This window comes from Veillonella sp. VA142 (genome assembly GCF_003992135.1).
Taxonomy (GTDB): Bacteria; Bacillota; Negativicutes; order Veillonellales; family Veillonellaceae; genus F0422.
On record NZ_RQVN01000004.1, the window covers coordinates 27,886 to 47,106 of the forward strand.

A 19,221-nucleotide genomic window follows, 5' to 3' on the forward strand; every position below is an offset into this window, starting at 1 on the left:
TTAGAATTGTCCACCAAAGCTGAAATGGAATTTCTTTTGTTTTTTACTAATACCATAGTCGATACGTACTGGACCAATTGGTGTTGTCACACGCACGCCGGCACCGACGGAAGCATTGAATGTTTTAGAATGAGAGAACCAAGGTACATTTGGTGCATCCCAAGCATCCCCTAAATCTGTGAATAAGGCACCGCTTACCTTGTTCCAAATTGGGAAACGATATTCCACTGTAAAGTTGTACATTTTTTTACCACGATATTGATCATCCTCATAAGCACGAAGAGAATCAGAACCACCAATTGTATATAATTGGCTATATGGCAAAGCTCCTACTGCCCAACCTAAACGAGCACGGAATGCCAATACTTGTTTATTACCTACTTTTTTATATGTTCTAGCTTCACCCGTAAATTTGTAGAAGTTGAAATCACCGCCTAAGCCATGACCACCCCATTGTAATGTACTAGATAAGCGTTTACCACGACTTGGTTCGTATACATTATCACGGGAGTCGAATACTTTTTGCCAACTCACACTGTTTGTTGTGCCGAAGTTGTGTTTTAAGTATCCCGATGAAAGGAATGGATAACCATAGTTATTCCATCGATGTCCTGATCCAGGACCTCCTTTTACATCCGTATCATAACGGAAACCACTGGAATCCTTGTTATCCCAAATATAGGTATCTTTGCGATGTTCTAATGTCAAATAATCACGAGTAAACTCAGCAGTTTGACGACCTAAAGACACATTGAAACCATTGGATTTTCTATCATAGGTAGCCACAGATTGTCCTTTTTCGTTGTAATCTGTGTATTCGTTCAATTGATTGAAGTATGTTACACCAAGGGATGTCCCTTTATTATCAATCCACGGACGCAAGTAAGATACAGAATAGTTTTTATACCCGGCTTTACCGCCGAATTCCCAGTGAACTTTAATTTTGTCACCAGTACCACGCAAGTTATCTTCCCCTACTTCTACGATGCCCACAAATCCATCAGAACCAGAATACCCAGCCCCTAATGTAATAGTACCTGTTTTATGTTCTAACACGTCCACTTCAATATTTACCATTTCTTCCGTAGAGCCTTGTGTTAACCGTACGTTCACATCGTCAAAGAAACCTAAGTTATATACTTTTTCTACAGAACGACGCACTAAGAATTTGTTAAATGGTTGTCCTACTTTTTGATTAAATTCACGTGTAATCACACGGTCTTTCGTTTTCTTGTTACCATGTGGTGTAATCCGTTCTACCATGCCTTCTACTAAAGATACATGTAATACACCATTATCATCTACCGCCATGTCTTTTACATGCGCCAAAATGTAGCCATCACGTTGGTATGCAGCATTGATACCTTGCACTTTTTCTCCTACAGAGATCGTATTTAATACACTATTTAGTGGAACTCCTAAATAATTTACCAATACATCCGTTTTATATACTGTGTTACCTTCCACAGATACACCCTTGATGACTGGGTTTAACGTCACATGGTACGCTACTTTCACACCTTCCGGCACCTCTGTGAATACTGGGGTAATCTCCGAAAGAACCCCAGAACCGCCCAAGTTAGCAATCTCTTTAGAAATACCTTCTACTGTAACAGTATCCCCAATTTTACCATGCAATAAGGATAAGAATGCTGACTGATTGGCTACATCAATACCTTCAATAGAGATATTTGTAATCGTTTTACCTACATATTTTTGTAATTCTGTTTCTTTTAAAGCTGTGAAATAACGAGCTTGTACTTGGGGAATTGCTGTTTCCACACCAGCTGCTTGTGCTTCTTCTAATTTATCACCACCAGCTTTTGTGATGATTTTAACTTCTTTATCATTCGTAGCCAAAGAAGAATTGTCCACACGTTTACGTTGTTCTTCAATCGCATCACGTTGTGCGGCTTCCGATAAACCTTCACGGGCTGCTGCGATGGCAGCTTCTGTTGTCGCATCACCAGAGGCTACTGTTTCTTGGCGTGTAGTATTTTGCTTTCCTAAGTCCGCCATGGACAATTTAGCAATTGTTTTGCCGCTTTCAGATGTCGTAGCATTATCAGCAAATACTGGAGTAGCGCTGATTGCCGCTAGGACAGCAAAGGTTAAAAATTTCTTATAAGATAGGTTTCCCTTCATATATGTTCCTCCTTAGAATATAAAAGGTGCTAATCTCGCAAAATACGTCCACCAGCTTGCACTGCATGTAACATGTCTTTTGAACTAATAGAGTGTTCTTGTGTTGCTTGCGTAGTTTGTCTCGTGGTCACTACATGTTCTTGTGTTTCCACGGTTTCTACTACCTTTATTTCTGATTGTTCTACAGGTGGGGATTCTTTCACAATCATTGGAGTACTAATCTTATCTGCTTGTACTTCCACCTGTGTATTAATGACAGGAGTGTTCGCAGTATTCCCCGTTTCATGTTGTGAAAGCCACCAATGCGCTATCCCTACAATTCCTACTAATACAAGGGCTACGACAGATCGTTGTGCATAAGACACAATAGAAGGTTTTCCTTCATTCATCTGCTTCATTTCCGCTTGCGCCAAAAACAGATGAAAGTTTCCCTTCACACTTCTTTTTGTCGCATAGGATTTAGCCGCTGCATCTAGCCAAGCATGAACCATGCGAATGCGTTTTTCCATAGGTGTTGTGACAGGTTCCATATGCCCCTCCTTTCATAACTATATAATCGTAGTTAGAAAGAAAAAAGTGAACCATTTTTTACTATCTTTACCATTATACCAATGAACGGCCATTTTGCCTATTTTTTTCTACTAATTTTCTATATATTACTCTATTTTTTTAAGATTTAAATGAAGAATCTCTTTCAATACCATACCACTTCACTATTGTTCGCCAGATATCTCAATCTATGCTATACTTATTCATAGCATGCAAGGAGGTTCCTTATGGATATACTTATTAATGTGGGGATTTCATTCCTGGTGGGCTTTGTCTCCCTATTTCTTATACTCAAAATTGAACCACACAGCCACAGTGTGCTAACAACATCTGGGCGTATCAATCGATTTCAATTTATCATAAGCATATTATTTTTATCTGCCACTATGCATATCTTTAATATGTTCATCCAACAACTGTTAACTGTAGTAGTTATTTTGCCAGCCTATTTCGCCATTAAAGCCTTGGCTTATGCTGGTTATATTATATTATTGCCTTTCTACTATACACTATATATCCGTCGTCTCAATGACATCGGGTTACCCGGTCGCTTTATCGGCATCTTATTGGGCATATATATTGTATGTACAAACCTGTATATTCCATTAAAGAATATATACATCTTACATCTTATTATCATCTATATCCTCCATGGATTCCTAGCTTGTTTTCCTGGTGCTACTGGAAACAATCGCTACGGGTCTCCTACTCGTTGGCCTAGTAAAAGTAAGAAAGGATAGTCACTATGGGATTCTTTGATTGGTTCACTCAACCCACAGACCATATCATCAGCTACGCACCTGGCGGACAGTCTTTACAAGTTAAAATTACTTACAATACTAAAACAGGGCTTTTCACCTATCGAGGTCGTTATGGAACACATGCCAAATTTTACGACAAAGATATCAATCATATCGACAATAAAGAGGTGAGTCGTACCCATCGAGTCCTTCTCATTCAAGGTCACAATACCTGCCTCGCCACCCTTGATGTACTTACCAACTTAGTAAACCAAAATTTACAAGCATGGATTGAATCTTGTGGCACCGTAGCTTATGATTACGATCAGCAGCAACGCGGATTATGGGTTAACACGGGAGCTGTGAAAGCCGCCATTGAGGCCGGTCCTCCAGTGGAAACTGCTAACATTGAAGTTGAAGATTCATCAGAGGATGCTACCAATACATCTGATATAGTACCCACTCAAGATGATCCTATTCTTCGTATCAAACAATTAAAAGAGCTACTTGATATGAAAGCCATTACCATCGAAGAGTTTCAGCAGAAAAAAGAAGAATTACTCAATAAAATCTAAACGCCAAAAGGACTGTTACCCGTGTCTCTTTCACTGGAACAGTCCTTTTCTGTATTGTATTCAAAGTTCTCTTCTTTAGGGTTTTCCCTTTGTCAATATATTTCCTGATAATCACTCTGATTTTAGATATATTGCCGACACTATACACCTATTACAGGAGATACATATTTTCTCTTATTAAGGCATAATAATGCCACCAACTAGGTTCGATACATGATCGATGTGTTGACTTTCACAGTAAACGCTCATTTCACTAGCAATGATTCCGATAGCTCGTGGATCTACCATCGTAGCCGTCCCCACAGACACAATGTCAGCTCCTACTAGCATAAATTCTAAGGCATCTTCACCGGTCATGATGCCACCGCCCCCCATGATAGGGATATCGATAGCCTGTGCCACTTGATGTGTTAGGCGCAAAGCCACCGGTTTTACGGCTGGGCCAGATAAACCACCATAGATATTCCCCAACAATGGTTTACGAGTCCGTAGATTTACAGACATACCTAGTAAGGTATTAATCATGCTAATACCATCCGCGCCCGCTGCTTCTACAGCGCGAGCAATTTCTACAATGTCTGTTACATTCGGTGATAATTTCATAATCACTGGCAAATCTGTATGTGCTTTTACTGCTTTACAGACAGCAGCCGCACTCTCTGCCTGCACTCCAAATGCCATTCCTCCACATTTTACATTAGGACAACTAATGTTGACCTCCAAGGCTGCCACACCTTCGACAGTTAATGTTTTTGCCATGAATTCGTACTCTTCCAGTGTATTACCGGAAATATTCGCAAAAATTGGCACATCATATTGTTTTAAATTGGGCAATATATCAGCTACAAATGCCTCTGCACCAGGATTCTCTAATCCGATACAGTTCAACACGCCAGATGGTGTTTCCGCAATACGTACACCAGCATTACCAGGTCGAGCTGTAGGCGTTAAGCCTTTTACAGAAATGGCCCCTACCTCACTATTGAGGTCTAAATAACCATCATATTCCAATCCGAATCCGAAGGTTCCCGATGCTGCTACGATAGGGGTTTTCATAGAGATCCCACAGAACTCCACAGCTAATTTAGGATCTACAGTAGCCATTAGAAAAACACCTCCTCAGCAGGGAACACAGGCCCATCTTTACATACTTTATACCTTGTACCACTTTTACCTTGACAAGCACAGCCCACGCAGCCGCCAGTACCGCAACCCATACGTTCCTCTAAGGAAGCTTGACAAGGCACTTCCATTTGTTGCGCTACAGTAGCCACACCTTTCATCATCGGTGTAGGGCCACACGTCAAAACTGCATCAAAATGTTCTTCTTTCATCAGTGTTTCCATCACAGCCGTAGGATACCCTTTAGTCCCTAACGATCCATCATCTGTGGTGATATGAACCGTCACGGGGCTATCTTTGAACAAGTCTGCCCAGAAAGATTCGCTTGCATTGCGGAATCCTAATATCACATGCGCTTCTTGGTCTGGTTCTAGTCGATCTGCGATACATAACATCGGCGCAATCCCTACACCACCCCCTACTAATAGCATTCGTTTCGCTGTTTTAAATGGTTGTCCTAGTGGTCCTAAGCAATCTAGGGTATCCCCTTCTTGCAGTTTCGTCATCAACTCTGTTCCTTTGCCTACCACACGGTATAGCAAATCAATGGTGCCTGCCTCAGCATCGAAACCGGCATAACTAATAGGACGGCGCAACAGGGGCGCTGTACCTCCTGTGACGCGAACATTACAGAATTGTCCTAACTTTGCCTTTTTGGCTTGTTTCGGTGCATACACTGTCATGATCCACACATCGCCACCTATTTGTGTATTATGGATCACTCGACCCATTTCTACATATCCACTCATTCGTGATTACTCCATTTCATAATCTTGTACAGCATCTACCGTGATAGCATCCTCTGCTGTAGCACGGCTTGCCACTACGTGTAATACTTCACGAGCTGTATCTAAGGATGTCAAGCATGGTACACCCATTTCTACGGCTAAACGGCGCAACTGGAATCCTTCACGCTCTGGTTTTTTACCATATGTCAAGGTGTTCAACATCAAGTCCACTTTACCTTCTCGAATGAAGTCAGCACAATTTGGGTTACCTTCAGAAATTTTATTGACTACCTTGCAATCCACACCATGTTCTGTAAAGTAACGACCTGTTCCTCCAGTAGCCATAATATGATATCCCAAATCGATAAAGCCTTTTGCCAATCGAACCGCTTCTTCTTTATCTCGGTCTGCTACAGTCATCAAGATATTACCTTTGTCGGGAATCCGCATATTAGCGCCATGAATGGCTTTAAATAAAGCATCCGCATAGGTGCGTCCAATCCCCATAACTTCCCCTGTAGATTTCATTTCAGGTCCTAGTGCAATTTCTACTAAGCCCATTTTAGAGAAGGAGAATACTGGTGCTTTCACCGCCACATGTGGACGAGCTGGCACTAGGCCTGTTGGTAAGCCTAAGCTTTCTAATGTTTCTCCTAAGGCGATACGTGTGGCATATTCAACCATGTTAATCCCTGTCACTTTACTGATGAAAGGTACTGTACGGCTAGAACGAGGGTTTACTTCGATGACATGAAGTTCACCATTCACTACAATATATTGAATATTTAATACACCTTTAACATTAAGCCCGATAGCAATGCGACGAGTATAATCTACGATTTGTTTTGTCACTTCATCAGACAAGTGCTGTGCTGGATATACGGCAATGGAGTCACCAGAGTGTACACCGGCACGTTCTACTTGTTCCATGATACCAGGGATGCATACATCGATACCATCAGAGATAGCATCTACTTCTACTTCCATGCCTACCATGTAGCGGTCGATTAAAACAGGATGGTCTTTGGAGGCTACTACTGCTTCTTTCATGTAACGATCTAGCTCTTGGTCATTATATACAATTTCCATAGCACGACCGCCTAGTACATAGGACGGGCGAACAATCAATGGATATTCCAAGCGTTTGGCTGCTTCTAGGGCTTCTTCGTCACTTGTTACCAATGCACCTACTGGACGAGGAATTTCTAATTTTGCCAACAATTCATCAAACCGTTCACGGTCTTCCGCCATGTCAATGCTGTCTACGGATGTACCTAGAATTTTGACACCTCTCTCTGCCAATGGACCTGCCAAATTAATGGCGGTTTGTCCACCGAACTGAGCGATAACACCTACTGGGTTCTCTTTGCGAACAATTTCCATCACATCATCTACTGTCAACGGTTCAAAGTACAAGCTATCAGAGGTATCAAAATCTGTACTTACTGTTTCAGGATTATTGTTGATAATAATAGATTTCATACCGGCTTTGCGTAACGCCCAAGAGGAATGTACGGAGCAATAGTCAAATTCTACCCCTTGACCAATACGAATTGGACCAGAGCCCAGAACAATTACGCTGTTTTCGCCTCGAGGCACTACTTCATCCTCTGAAGCATATGCACTGTAGTAGTATGGTGTATGAGCTTCAAATTCTGCAGCACATGTGTCTACATATTTATAGGTTGGATACATACCAAGCTCATTACGTTTTGTCAGTACATCATCTGGAGAACAATTGGCATATCGAGCGATTACCTTATCTGGAAAAGAATATTTTTTAGCTAACTGTAAGTTACTTTCAGTCAAACCATTCTCCGCTAAATCTTTTTCCACCATAACAATATTTTTGATTTTATTGATAAAGAAAGAGTTGATTTTTGTAATATAACAAATTTTTTCTACACTGATACCAGCCCGAAGAGCTTGAGCGATGACATAAAGACGTTCATCATCCACTAATTGCAATCGTTCAATGAGTTGCTCTGGCGTTTCATGAGCAATTTTTTTCAATTCAATATGGTCTAATCCAATTTCTAGAGAACGGATCGCTTTTAGCAAAGAACCTTCCAATGTGCGGTCAATAGCCATAACTTCGCCTGTGGCTTTCATTTGTGTTCCCAAGGTACGATCTGCCAAATTAAATTTTTCAAATGGCCAACGTGGGAATTTTGTTACCACATAATCCAAGGATGGTTCAAAGCAAGCTTTTGTCTCCCCTGTAACGGCATTCGTAATCTCATCCAAGGTCATACCAGTCGCTACCTTTGCGGCTACTTTAGCAATTGGATAGCCTGTAGCCTTAGATGCCAACGCGGAGGAGCGAGATACACGAGGATTTACTTCGATAACATAATATTGATTGCTATATGGATCTAAGGCATATTGCACATTACAACCGCCTTCAATTTCTAAGTAGCGAATGATATCGACTGAAGCCGTACGCAACATTTGATATTGTGTATCATTCAATGTTTGAGATGGTGCCACTACAATAGAGTCCCCTGTATGTACGCCTACTGGATCAATGTTTTCCATGTTACACACAATAATACAGTTGTCTGCACGGTCACGCATAACTTCGTATTCAATTTCTTTCCAACCAGCTACAGATCGTTCTACAAGAATTTGATGGATAGGGCTCAATTTAATACCGCGAAGAGCAATCATGTACATCTCTTCTTCATTGTGTGCAATACCGCCACCTGTACCACCTAATGTATAGGCTGGGCGAATGATGATAGGATACCCAATACGGTTTGCAAATTCCACGGCTTGTGCCACATCGCTAAAAATATCAGACTCTGGAACTGGTTGATTGATACGTTTCATCGCTTCTTTGAAAAGTTCACGATCTTCTGCTTGTTTAATGGCCTCTAAAGTAGTACCTAATAGTGTTACATTATATTCTTTCAGTACACCTGCTTCTGAAAGTTCTACGGCCATATTTAAGCCTACTTGACCCCCTAAAGTTGCCAATACACCGTAAGGTCGTTCCTTGCGGATAATCTCTGTGACAAACTCCAAAGAAATCGGCTCAATATATACACGATCCGCAATATCTCGGTCCGTCATGATCGTAGCAGGGTTAGAGTTGACCAACACTACTTCGTAACCTTCTTCACGAAGGGATTGGCAAGCTTGTGTACCTGCATAATCAAATTCTGCAGCCTGTCCAATAATAATAGGACCCGAACCGATGACAAGAACTTTTTTCTTTTCCATGATTAACCCCTTCTCATTAATGTTTTAAAACGTTCAAACAAATAGACATTATCAGTCGGTCCAGGAGATGCTTCTGGGTGATATTGTACCGACATAATTGGTAATTCTGTGTGCACAAGACCTTCTACTGTGCCATCATTGACACTGCGATGAGATACGCGCAAACCAGACCCTTCTAGACTTGCTTCATCTACGGCGTACCCATGATTTTGAGATGTAATATATACTCGATTAGTATCTAAGTCTTTCACAGGATGGTTAGAACCACGATGACCAAAGCGTAATTTATACGTATCGCCACCAAAAGCGTGTGCAATTAATTGATGACCCATGCAAATACCAAAAATAGGCTTTTTACCGGCTAATTTTTTGATTTCTTCTACAATTTCAGGTACATCTTTTGGATCTCCAGGGCCATTAGATAAGAAAATGCCATCAGGATTACATGCTAGCACTGTTTCTGCTTTAGTATTCGCAGGGAAAATGGTTAATTTACATCCTTCATTTTCCAAAGATTGCAAAATATTTTCTTTAATACCAAAATCAAATACTGCTACATGGAATTCCGCCGTATCACTACCACGATGGCCTTCCCATTTCGTTGTCACACGCATAATATGATCGGTTGCCAATGGTTGTGCCAATAAAGTATCAATTTTGTCTTGTTCTGTATCTACTGGGCAAATCACGCCTTTCATAACACCATGACTGCGAATAGCACGCGTAATAGCACGTGTATCTACATCATATAAACAAGGGATACCATGCATACGCATATATTCTTCAAAATCTCCTTCATTTTGCCAATTGCTTGGAAATGTACATAGTTCTCCCACAATCATAGCTTTACAATAAGGCTTAGAAGATTGATCCACTTCATGAGTCACACCGTAGTTACCTACTAATGGATAGGTTAATGTGATAATTTGATCTGCATAGGATGGGTCTGTCAAAATTTCTTGATATCCTGTCATCCCCGTATTAAACACTACTTCGCCTACAATAGGCATACCGCCCAATAAGGTTCCTTCGAAGATAGCTCCATTTTCAAGTACTAATTTTCCTCTCACGCCACTACAACCCCGTCTTTCATTACAATTTGTCCATCTACTACTGTTAATTTTGCTTTACCAGTGACTGTCATACCATCAAATGGGCATGATTTACCACGAGTGTAGAATTTATTTCTATCTACAGTCCATGTTTCGTCTAAGGAAAGCACTGAAATATCTGCAGGTTTACCTACCTCTAGCACGCCACCATCTACTCCGATAAGTTGAGCTGGTTTTGTACTCATTAAATTGATAATTTCATCAATTGTAAGAACACCTGTTTTTAATACATGTGTAACTACCGCCGCAAAAGATGTTTCCAGCCCAGTGAAACCATTGGCTGCACAACAGAACTCCACGTCTTTTTCTTCGTACGCATGTGGCGCATGGTCCGTAATTATGGCATCAATTGTGCCATCTTTTAATGCTTCGATCAATGCTTGACGATGATCTTCCGAGCGAATTGGCGGAGCCATTTTGAAATCTGTATTATAATCGCGTAAATATTCATCTGTAAACGCCAAATGTTGACTGGTTACTTCGCAAGTCACCTTAATGCCCTGCGATTTTGCACGACGTACTTGGTCTACTGCACTTTTCGTACTCACATGAGCAATGTGGATATGTCCACCAGTCATTTCTGCTAGCAGAATATCACGGGCAACCGCTAGATCTTCTGCCACAGCAGGTCGACCTTTCACACCCATTTCATAAGAAACAATCCCTTCATGCATATGACCTTCGCAAGTTAAGCTGCATTCCTCCGCATGGTCGATAACCATTTTTCCAAACATGGATGAGTATTCTAAGGCACGGCGCATAAACGCTGCATTTTCTACATAATGTCCATCATCAGAGAAACCTACAACGCCAGCCTCTGCCATGTCTCCCATTTCCGCCAATTCTTTTCCTTCCAAGCCTTTCGAAACGGCGCCCATAAATTCTACTTTCACAACTCCAGTCAATTCTGCTTGTTTGCGTAATCCACGAACAAGAGCTGCATTGTCTACCACTGGGGTTGTATTAGCCATCGTTACGATTCGTGTAAACCCACCGGCAGCCGCAGCTTGTGTACCACTGTGAAAGTCTTCTTTTGCTTCTTGACCAGGCTCACGTAAGTGTGTATGAATATCGATTAAACCAGGTGCTACAATAAGGCCCGTTGCATCATATACCTCAGCTTGAGAAGCCTCTAAATTTTGACCAATAGCTGCAATCACACCATTTTCTACTAAAATATCTGCGATTTCATGTTGTCCCTTTGCCGGATTTACTACCGTACCATTTTTAATCAACAAGCTCACTGCCGTCACCTCCCATAATTGTTAAGTATAATACTGCCATACGAATAGCTACGCCATTTCGTACCTGCTCTTGAATCACAGATTCATCGCCATACGCTACATCTGGAGCAATTTCCAATCCACGATTCATAGGCCCTGGATGCAGTACTAGGACATCGTCTTTGGCATTAGCTAACACGGATTTATTGATTCCAAAAATGCGTGCATATTCACGATTTGTTGGATATAAGGCCGAATTGATTCGTTCTAATTGAATGCGTAGTACATTGACTACATCCGCATCTTTCACTGCTTCTCGTACATCATGATGTACCGTAACTCCAAGCCTTTCAAGCTCTGGATACACCAATGTTCTAGGTCCTGCCAAGTGCACATCTGCGCCCATTGTTTTCAAGCCATAAATGTTAGAGCGAGCCACACGACTATGCATAATATCTCCAACAATAACGACCTTTAATCCTTCTAAACTAGGTTTGTGCTCTAAAATAGAGTACATATCTAATAAAGCTTGTGTCGGATGCTCATGAGCCCCATCACCTGCATTAATAATAATAGGATCTACGCATTTAGTAGCATACAACGGAGAACCTTCCTCTTTGGAGCGCATAACTATGGCATCGGTTCCCATATAGGACACTGTTAACAATGTATCTCTAAAGCTTTCACCTTTCGCCATAGAGCTGCCACTTTTAGTCACATTAATGACATCGGCACCAAGATATTTCCCAGCTAATTCAAAGGAGCTTCTCGTTCTCGTACTATTTTCCATGAACAAATTAATAATAGCTTTTCCTTTTAGCAACGGATATTTTTTATCCCCTGAAAGGATAATTTTTTTCATTTTCTTCGCTACTCGTAAAATCAGTTCAATCTCTTCTTTTGTTCGGCCCTGCAGTCCCAATAAATGCTTGCCTTGTAAGCTAATATCTCCCATTACAGCCTCCTTTGTTATATGCTTTTATATGCAAAAAGACCTCTCGCCCCAAGGGCAAGAGGTCGCATAGTTATAGCTATCACAATAAAATCCACCACATAGGCAGACGTATAGTATCATTATGACTATGGTCCCTTACTAGCCTCACAGGACTAATTTAAAAGGTTCAAATTGCGCTCTTCGGTCTCTCGTACCGATTCATTAAGCTTGTCTATCATTATAAATTAAACTGTCTAAAACGTCAAGAATAGATATGTCTACTCCGAACAGTTCCTCACGATTAAAATATATCAAATAGTCCCTGCAAATCATCATTATTAGCCCCTTTAGCTAAGACGAAATACGTAGCGACTCTGTCTTCTCGCCAAATAATGTAATGCTCCCCATTTAGCCATATATGAACGATAAATTTTTTGTGCCACCTCTATAGATACTAACTCAAACTGTATCGTATCTCCCATAGGCAACTGACTTAAACGTGGTAAATCTGGTGATATAATTGCACCTATTTTAGTATAGCCACCAGTGGTTTGACGATCCGCCATTAAAATAATCGGTGTACCATTGGATGGGACTTGGATAGACCCAAAAATAGCTCCATCTGATATGATATCAGCACCATCAATATGTTCAATCTGTGGCCCTTCTAATCGAAACCCCATTCTATCACACTGATCTGTTAACGTATACTGATGATTCATAAATGTCTTAATCCCATTTTTAGTAAACCGCTTTGCTTGCTCACCTAAAACCACTCGGAAAGGTTCATGACAATATCTCCCCCCTCGATTGTATAATGCGGAATTAAATAAACGGCAAGATGTATCAGAAGAGTCACTTAATGTTATTGCTTCTCTTATAAAAGAATGCAATGTTAGCTGATCCCCTTTACGTATAGCTCGTCCTTCATGTCCACCTATACAGGCTTTGGTATGAGTTGCCACACTTCCATTTATCAGCGGAACATCAATTCCCCCAGCAAACGAAATATACATCCTCATACCACATTCACTTATACTACCTGAAAGTACGTCACCTGCATGACACATATAAGGGATATATCTCGATACCTCTATCCCATTAATGGTAGGTTTCATATTAGCTCCTGTAAATGCTACAATACACTCACCTAACACTTCTATCGTTGGTGGAAGCACCGTACACTCAAGGGCCCCTCGATTATCTCTATTCCCTACCAAAGCTTGTCCCAATAAATAACTCTCTATATCCATCGGCCCTGCCACTGGCATACCATATTGTTGGTATCCAATACGCCCTGCATCTTGTATTGTTGTAAAAAGTCCAGGTTGTATAAATTGAACAGAGATTTTCTCTACCATATATTTACCCACGTAATTCACCTACCTTAATGACTCGCGATACCGGCGTATATGCATGACCGTTTGCTTCTATCGAATGAAATGTTTCTTCATCAATAGGTACATATCTGACATATTGTCCTGCTGAAAGTAGAGATGGTGACTCTCTTTCAAGATGATACATAACCACAGGTGTACGACCTATAATCTGCCACCCACCAGGAGATTGACTCGGATAGATTCCCGTTTGTTCCCCCGCAATACCTACAGAACCTGCTGGTATAGATTGTCTAGGAGCTTGCAAACGAGGCGTTGCGATGCGAGGATCCATACCTCCTAGATAGGCAAAACCTGGAATGAATCCCAACATATACACTAAGTAATCCGTTCCACTGTGAATAGTTATAACCTCATGTTCTGACATATTATGATACTTGGCAACGAAGGATAGGTCCGGTCCATAGTCTCCCCCATATAATGTTGGTATCTCAATAACTGTAACCCTATCTTCTTCTGAAATATCAACGGTTATAGCTAATAATGGCTCAAGCTTGGATTTTAATTCTGCATAGGAACACGCTAAAGCATCATATTGTATCATCAACGATGTATATGCAGGTATTAACTCATATATGGCTGGATTCTTCATATCTTGAATGGTCTCTATGACTCGTTGTATTTTGCGATTAATAGTTGGACAAATGACATCACCAAATGATATCAAAATTGCACTGTCTCCTACTGGTGATATTGTATGCGTCATGCACAGCCTCATTTCTATCTAAAAACATGATAGCCTCTATCATATCTGCTAATTGAATATTTCATTAGTGCAGTAATTTTGTAATACCTTCTAAAGAGGTAATACCAATGTAAGATGTGATTAATACAACTCCCCATCCCGTATAATATAATAATTTTGGATGATGGTAAGTTCCAACAATATGACTTTTACGTGTTGCCACTAGCATTACTGCTAACGTAACAGGCAAAATCAACCCATTGATAGAGCCTGCTAGAATTAATAAGGCCGCCGGTTTACCAATAAAAATTAAAATACATGTGGAAACAGCTATGAATAACATGATCATTAATTTTTCATAGTTTTTTACAACTGTAAACAAAGTTTTTAAAAATGATACTGATGTATAGGCTGCCCCTACAACAGATGTAATGGCAGCACTGAAAAATACCACGCCGAAAATCATATGGCCTAGCGGACCTGCTCCTAGCAAAAATGCCGAACCAGCTGGATCCTTTGGATCTAATGTCATTCCACTAGATACTACCCCTAATACTGCTAAAAATAAAAGTACTCTCACTAATGTATCCACGGTCATTCCTAAGAAAGCAGACTTTCTTACATCAGGTAAATGTTCTTCCCCTGTGATATCAGAATCAATCAATCTATGACCTCCGGAAAATGTGATATATCCACCTACAGTACCTCCTATTAACGTAAGTGTTGCTAACCACGGATACGTATCAGGCAAAACTGTATGCACAATAGCCTTATCTACTGGTGGATGTGTTGAAAAAGCTATAAATCCTATTAACACAATCATCACAGTCCCTAACACCTTAGCAGTCATATCTAAAGCTCCACCCATTTTAGGGGAGGCAAACAAAGCAATACCAATAATGCCACTAATCGCTGCTGCCGTTGTGGTATCGATACCAAATACAATGTGTAATCCCATAGAAGCGCCACCAATATTTCCAATATTAAATGCTAAGCCCCCTAAAGCAATGAGAAATGCTACCACATAGCCAAGGCCCGGCAAAATTTTATTAGCAATATCTTGTCCACGCATACGAGATACACTGATAATAGTCCAAACATTTAATTGCGCAATAATAGAAAAAATAACCGAAACGGCAATAGCAAATCCAAAGTCTGCTTTATATTCAGCTGTAAACGCTGCTGTTTGCAACATAAATCCAGGACCAATGGATGATGTAGCCATCAAAAATGCTGCCCCTAGCAACACAGAAAGATTGGATGTATTTGTTAATGGTTTCATATAAAAACTCCTCTTATCTACTTAGAAAATTACGCAGGGTAACCCCTTCTTGTAACAACCCTTCTCGCAAGGCCTTAACAAATTCTATGGCTTGCGGATTATCACCATGAACACAAACAGAATCAGCTTGAATGGAAACACTCTTTCCCGTATTCGAAAGAACTCTGCCTTCCTTAATCATCATTAACACTCGTTCCACAGCTTCCTTAGGATCATGGATAAAGGCCCCTGGTTCTGACCGCGGCACTAATGTTCCTTCTTCAGTATATCCACGATCTGCAAACACTTCTTGAATCACTGGGATTCCTCTTTTCTGAGCTGCCTTTGCTATATAGCTGCCACTCAAAACCATAGCAGATAACAACGGATTGACTGTTTGTAACCCATCAAGAATTGCATCTGCAATTTTGGGCGTTACACAGGCTGAATTATAAAATGCTCCGTGTAATTTCATATGCTGTAAGCAAAGTCCATGAGCCTGGCAAAATCCTTGTAATGCCCCCACTTGGTAGATCATATAGGCTTTCGCTTCTTCTGGTGTTATTGTCATATTTCTTCTACCAAATCCCATAAGATCTGGATATCCAGGATGAGCTCCTATAGCAACACCTTTTTGTTGACAAAGTTCGACTGTTTTTTGCATCACTAACGGGTCTCCCGCATGCCATCCACATGCCACATTGGCACTTGTTACAAATTCCAACACTTCCTCATCCATTCCCATGGTATAGGCGCCAAAACTCTCCCCTAAGTCACTATTTAAATCAATATAATATGACATATCTTCATCTCCTTCATTAATATTTTAAAAACTATATTCTATAGAATATAGTTTTTATTTATTATACACTAAATATATATGAATAAGCAATCCCCTATTATACACTTTGTATGAAGGCTCATTTTTTTATTTCATATAAAAAAACTGTATTTTATTATGTAAAAGATATATGGTACATCTTTTACCAATAAAATACAGTCTTATATAAGCATCATCGCAACTACTATGCTTGAACACTATTATAGTTTTTCTATAACCTCAGAAGCAAATGCTTTCGCATTAGCCAAATCATTTTCATCTGGATGAGATGCTGCTTGTGCATGACGTGCATCACGTTCAGCACTTCTACCATGGCTATGTCCTTCTGGGAACATTTTATACATCATTTCAATCACTTTTGGATCTACTTTACCTTGGCATTTGAAATAACCTACAGGCGTTTGACCATTTGGCAACAATTTCGCAGCCGCTTCTACAGTTTCTTGTGCATGAGGTGATACTGGTGGAACCCCTAATGTACAGAATAAAGCTACTTTTTCATTTGTGATTTCTTTAAGTACCACTTGTGCTGCTTTATCAGCATTACCTTGGTCTGCCCAGAAACCCATGAATACTACATCATAAGATGCTAAATCAGCTGGAACTTCTTTCACAGATACACATGGTGTACCAGCAGGCAAAGCACTTGCCATAGCTTCTGCTACTAATTTTGTATTGCCTGTACGGCTTGAGTAAACTACGATTGCTTTCATTCATTTTTTCACACTTCTAGGAAGCGTGCTCCTTTTACATAATATAAAATACTGTAATCAGTATATCACTAATTTCTTTTATTATTCAGTATCCATAGATACAAATAACATATCAGATATACATCCGCAGGCACTGCCTGCGGATACTGCACTCTCATTACAGAAGTGATTTTAAAGGTACTATAGTATGATGCAGCCTACCAACTTTGACCTGGTATACCTGATTCCACTCTACGAGTGGCTATAGAACTATTACAGGAAACTATATCGTTTGGTTTGGTAAGGTGTGTAGGAGTTCACCTGTAATAGATACTACCTAAATATTTTTCTTAAATGGGCTATGTCCTACTGTGCCATGAGCACGTGTGGTTTCCACATCTGTAGGATGCCCTTTGGGAATACCAGCTGGATGGCCTCCCATTGGCACTCCTTCTGGATGTCCTTTTGGAACACCTGCTGGATGTCCGCTGGTACCTTGTGGATGTTTTGCAACACCTTCAGGTTGACCGCCTACATGTGGATGATCTTTTGGTTTTCCACCATGGTTTTGAGCTGCAATATTTTCATGTAACAATGTGCTTTCACCCGTTAAGATATATTGCACAGCTTCGATAACTGTTTGTGTAATGTTCACATGCCAGAATCCACCAGCTGTTGTTAAGCGATACAGAACACCATTATATTCCAATAAACCACGTATTACCCAAGTATCAAGCAACCAACGCAAGTCTTCTAATTTTGAATCCATTTCGATCAATGCATCTAAATTTAGAACACCTCGTTCCAAAGAACTTATCACATAGTTGGAGAAGTCTTGAAGTTCAGATTGTTTCATAAGAACCATAAATGGTTTTTTACCTTCTTCTACAAGGGCTTCATATGGAGGCAATACACGGTGTAACATTGTCATATATCCACCCAAATTACCACCAGCACCACAGCCAAATGGATACATTGGGTATCCCGCTTTTGCCATAGTATTGTACATAGACCGTTCACGTGGTGCACGACTCCAATGAGCTGCGCTTAAACGTGTGAAATCACGTTTCATCAAGTATTTGACAGCCGCTTCATACATCAAAGCTTGTTCTTTTGTAGTAGCAGCTGGACTTACTTTACCACGTTCAATTAAGCTTTGTAAATCACTATTTTCAAAGACATTCAATTGATACAAGTCCATGCCATCTGCTGCAGATTGTTCAAGAAGTTTTAAATCTTCCATCCAAACATCCATTGTTTGGTCTGGTAACCCATAGATTAAATCCACAATCACAGAACATTGTTGGTATGCCTTTAATTGTTCTAATCTAGATAATACTGTATCTTGATCATCTAAACGTCCTAATTGACGGCGTACATGAGTATGGAAGGACTGTACTCCTAAGGACATACGGTTTACACCATGACTCATCCATACATCCATTTTTTCAGGAACCAAGTCGTGAATACGACCTTCTAATGTTAATTCGTAGTCATTGGCCAACGGAAAGTATTCTTGGATGGCAGACAACATGCGTTTTGCATTGTTAGCAGATAAAGATGTAGGCGTACCACCACCAATAAATATAGTGTGAATCAAGCCATCACGAAACCGTGGTTGATCCGCCGCCATTTGCATCTCTTTTAAGAGCATATCTACATATTTATCTTCTACTTCTTGATTGGTAGCATGTTGATAGAATCCACAGTAGGTACATTTCGTCTGGCAGAACGGTATATGAATATACGCTGTTTGCATTTGTCCCGAAACAGGTGGTTGTTGCATTAATTCATTCCAGACACGTTGTGCCTCATCTTTTTCTAAGGGGCGCCCACTTAGACCTGCATGTACTGCACGTTTGCTTGTAAATGCATGTGTTAACGGTGTTGCCGTATCAAAGCCTAATTGGATATTACGTTGTTCCTCCGACATGGAGTCAAATAAATCTTTTAAAGTCATAATTACTCCTGAATTATTTCTCGTGCTTTTGC

General features: G+C 40.4%; 16 protein-coding genes. 2 read left to right on the forward strand and 14 right to left on the reverse strand.

Features of this window, described 5'->3' with window-relative positions:
- The gene (locus tag EO117_RS02700; protein ID WP_126938977.1) at window positions 1-2,145 is read right to left on the reverse strand and encodes an outer membrane protein assembly factor; all 2,145 of its coding nucleotides are present in this window, start codon (window positions 2,143-2,145) and stop codon (window positions 1-3) included.
- Window positions 2,146-2,174: 29 nt separating this feature from the next.
- The gene (locus tag EO117_RS02705; RefSeq protein WP_126938978.1) at window positions 2,175-2,675 is read right to left on the reverse strand and encodes a hypothetical protein; all 501 of its coding nucleotides are present in this window, start codon (window positions 2,673-2,675) and stop codon (window positions 2,175-2,177) included.
- 246 nt (window positions 2,676-2,921) lie between these two features.
- Here EO117_RS02705 and EO117_RS02710 point away from each other — a divergent pair, with 246 nt between their 5' ends.
- Entirely contained in the window at window positions 2,922-3,434 is a 513-nt protein-coding gene (locus tag EO117_RS02710) for a DUF805 domain-containing protein (RefSeq protein ID WP_126938979.1), read from the forward strand.
- Window positions 3,435-3,439: 5 nt separating this feature from the next.
- Entirely contained in the window at window positions 3,440-4,009 is a 570-nt protein-coding gene (locus EO117_RS09330) for an SHOCT domain-containing protein (protein ID WP_126938980.1), read from the forward strand.
- Between the two features lie 177 nt (window positions 4,010-4,186).
- Here EO117_RS09330 and EO117_RS02720 read toward each other — a convergent pair whose 3' ends face one another.
- The 12 genes from EO117_RS02720 to hutW form a co-directional block, all read right to left on the reverse strand.
- On the reverse strand, window positions 4,187-5,113 hold the full coding sequence (locus EO117_RS02720; protein ID WP_126938981.1) for a dihydroorotate dehydrogenase: 927 nt from the start codon (window positions 5,111-5,113) through the stop codon (window positions 4,187-4,189).
- The gene (locus EO117_RS02725; RefSeq protein ID WP_126938982.1) at window positions 5,113-5,880 is read right to left on the reverse strand and encodes a dihydroorotate dehydrogenase electron transfer subunit; all 768 of its coding nucleotides are present in this window, start codon (window positions 5,878-5,880) and stop codon (window positions 5,113-5,115) included. Before EO117_RS02725 ends, EO117_RS02720 begins: the two co-directional genes overlap by 1 nt.
- A gap of 6 nt (window positions 5,881-5,886) precedes the next feature.
- Window positions 5,887-9,084 carry a carbamoyl-phosphate synthase large subunit gene (carB, locus tag EO117_RS02730; RefSeq protein ID WP_126938983.1) on the reverse strand — a complete coding sequence of 1,066 codons (3,198 nt, stop codon included), beginning with the start codon at window positions 9,082-9,084 and terminating at the stop codon, window positions 5,887-5,889.
- A gap of 2 nt (window positions 9,085-9,086) precedes the next feature.
- Entirely contained in the window at window positions 9,087-10,154 is a 1,068-nt protein-coding gene (carA, locus tag EO117_RS02735) for a glutamine-hydrolyzing carbamoyl-phosphate synthase small subunit (RefSeq protein WP_126938984.1), read from the reverse strand.
- Window positions 10,151-11,440, reverse strand: coding sequence for a dihydroorotase (locus tag EO117_RS02740; protein WP_126938985.1), 1,290 nt, complete (start codon window positions 11,438-11,440; stop codon window positions 10,151-10,153). The genes carA and EO117_RS02740 overlap by 4 nt, the downstream gene beginning before the upstream one ends.
- On the reverse strand, window positions 11,424-12,374 hold the full coding sequence (locus tag EO117_RS02745) for an aspartate carbamoyltransferase catalytic subunit (protein ID WP_126938986.1): 951 nt from the start codon (window positions 12,372-12,374) through the stop codon (window positions 11,424-11,426). The genes EO117_RS02740 and EO117_RS02745 overlap by 17 nt, the downstream gene beginning before the upstream one ends.
- 326 nt (window positions 12,375-12,700) lie before the next feature.
- Window positions 12,701-13,714 (reverse strand): biotin-dependent carboxyltransferase family protein, encoded by a 1,014-nt coding sequence (locus EO117_RS02750; RefSeq protein WP_126939058.1) that lies wholly within the window; start codon window positions 13,712-13,714, stop codon window positions 12,701-12,703.
- A gap of 4 nt (window positions 13,715-13,718) precedes the next feature.
- On the reverse strand, window positions 13,719-14,456 hold the full coding sequence (gene pxpB, locus EO117_RS02755; RefSeq protein ID WP_126938987.1) for a 5-oxoprolinase subunit PxpB: 738 nt from the start codon (window positions 14,454-14,456) through the stop codon (window positions 13,719-13,721).
- A 64-nt stretch (window positions 14,457-14,520) separates the two neighbouring features.
- A complete protein-coding gene (locus EO117_RS02760; RefSeq protein WP_126938988.1) occupies window positions 14,521-15,717 on the reverse strand; it encodes an NRAMP family divalent metal transporter in 1,197 nt (398 codons plus the stop codon).
- 13 nt (window positions 15,718-15,730) lie between these two features.
- Entirely contained in the window at window positions 15,731-16,498 is a 768-nt protein-coding gene (locus EO117_RS02765; RefSeq protein WP_126938989.1) for a 5-oxoprolinase subunit PxpA, read from the reverse strand.
- A gap of 239 nt (window positions 16,499-16,737) precedes the next feature.
- Window positions 16,738-17,250 carry a flavodoxin family protein gene (locus EO117_RS02770; RefSeq protein ID WP_126938990.1) on the reverse strand — a complete coding sequence of 171 codons (513 nt, stop codon included), beginning with the start codon at window positions 17,248-17,250 and terminating at the stop codon, window positions 16,738-16,740.
- 316 nt (window positions 17,251-17,566) lie between these two features.
- A complete protein-coding gene (gene hutW, locus EO117_RS02775) occupies window positions 17,567-19,189 on the reverse strand; it encodes a heme anaerobic degradation radical SAM methyltransferase ChuW/HutW (protein WP_126938991.1) in 1,623 nt (540 codons plus the stop codon).
- Window positions 19,190-19,221 lie beyond the last annotated feature (32 nt).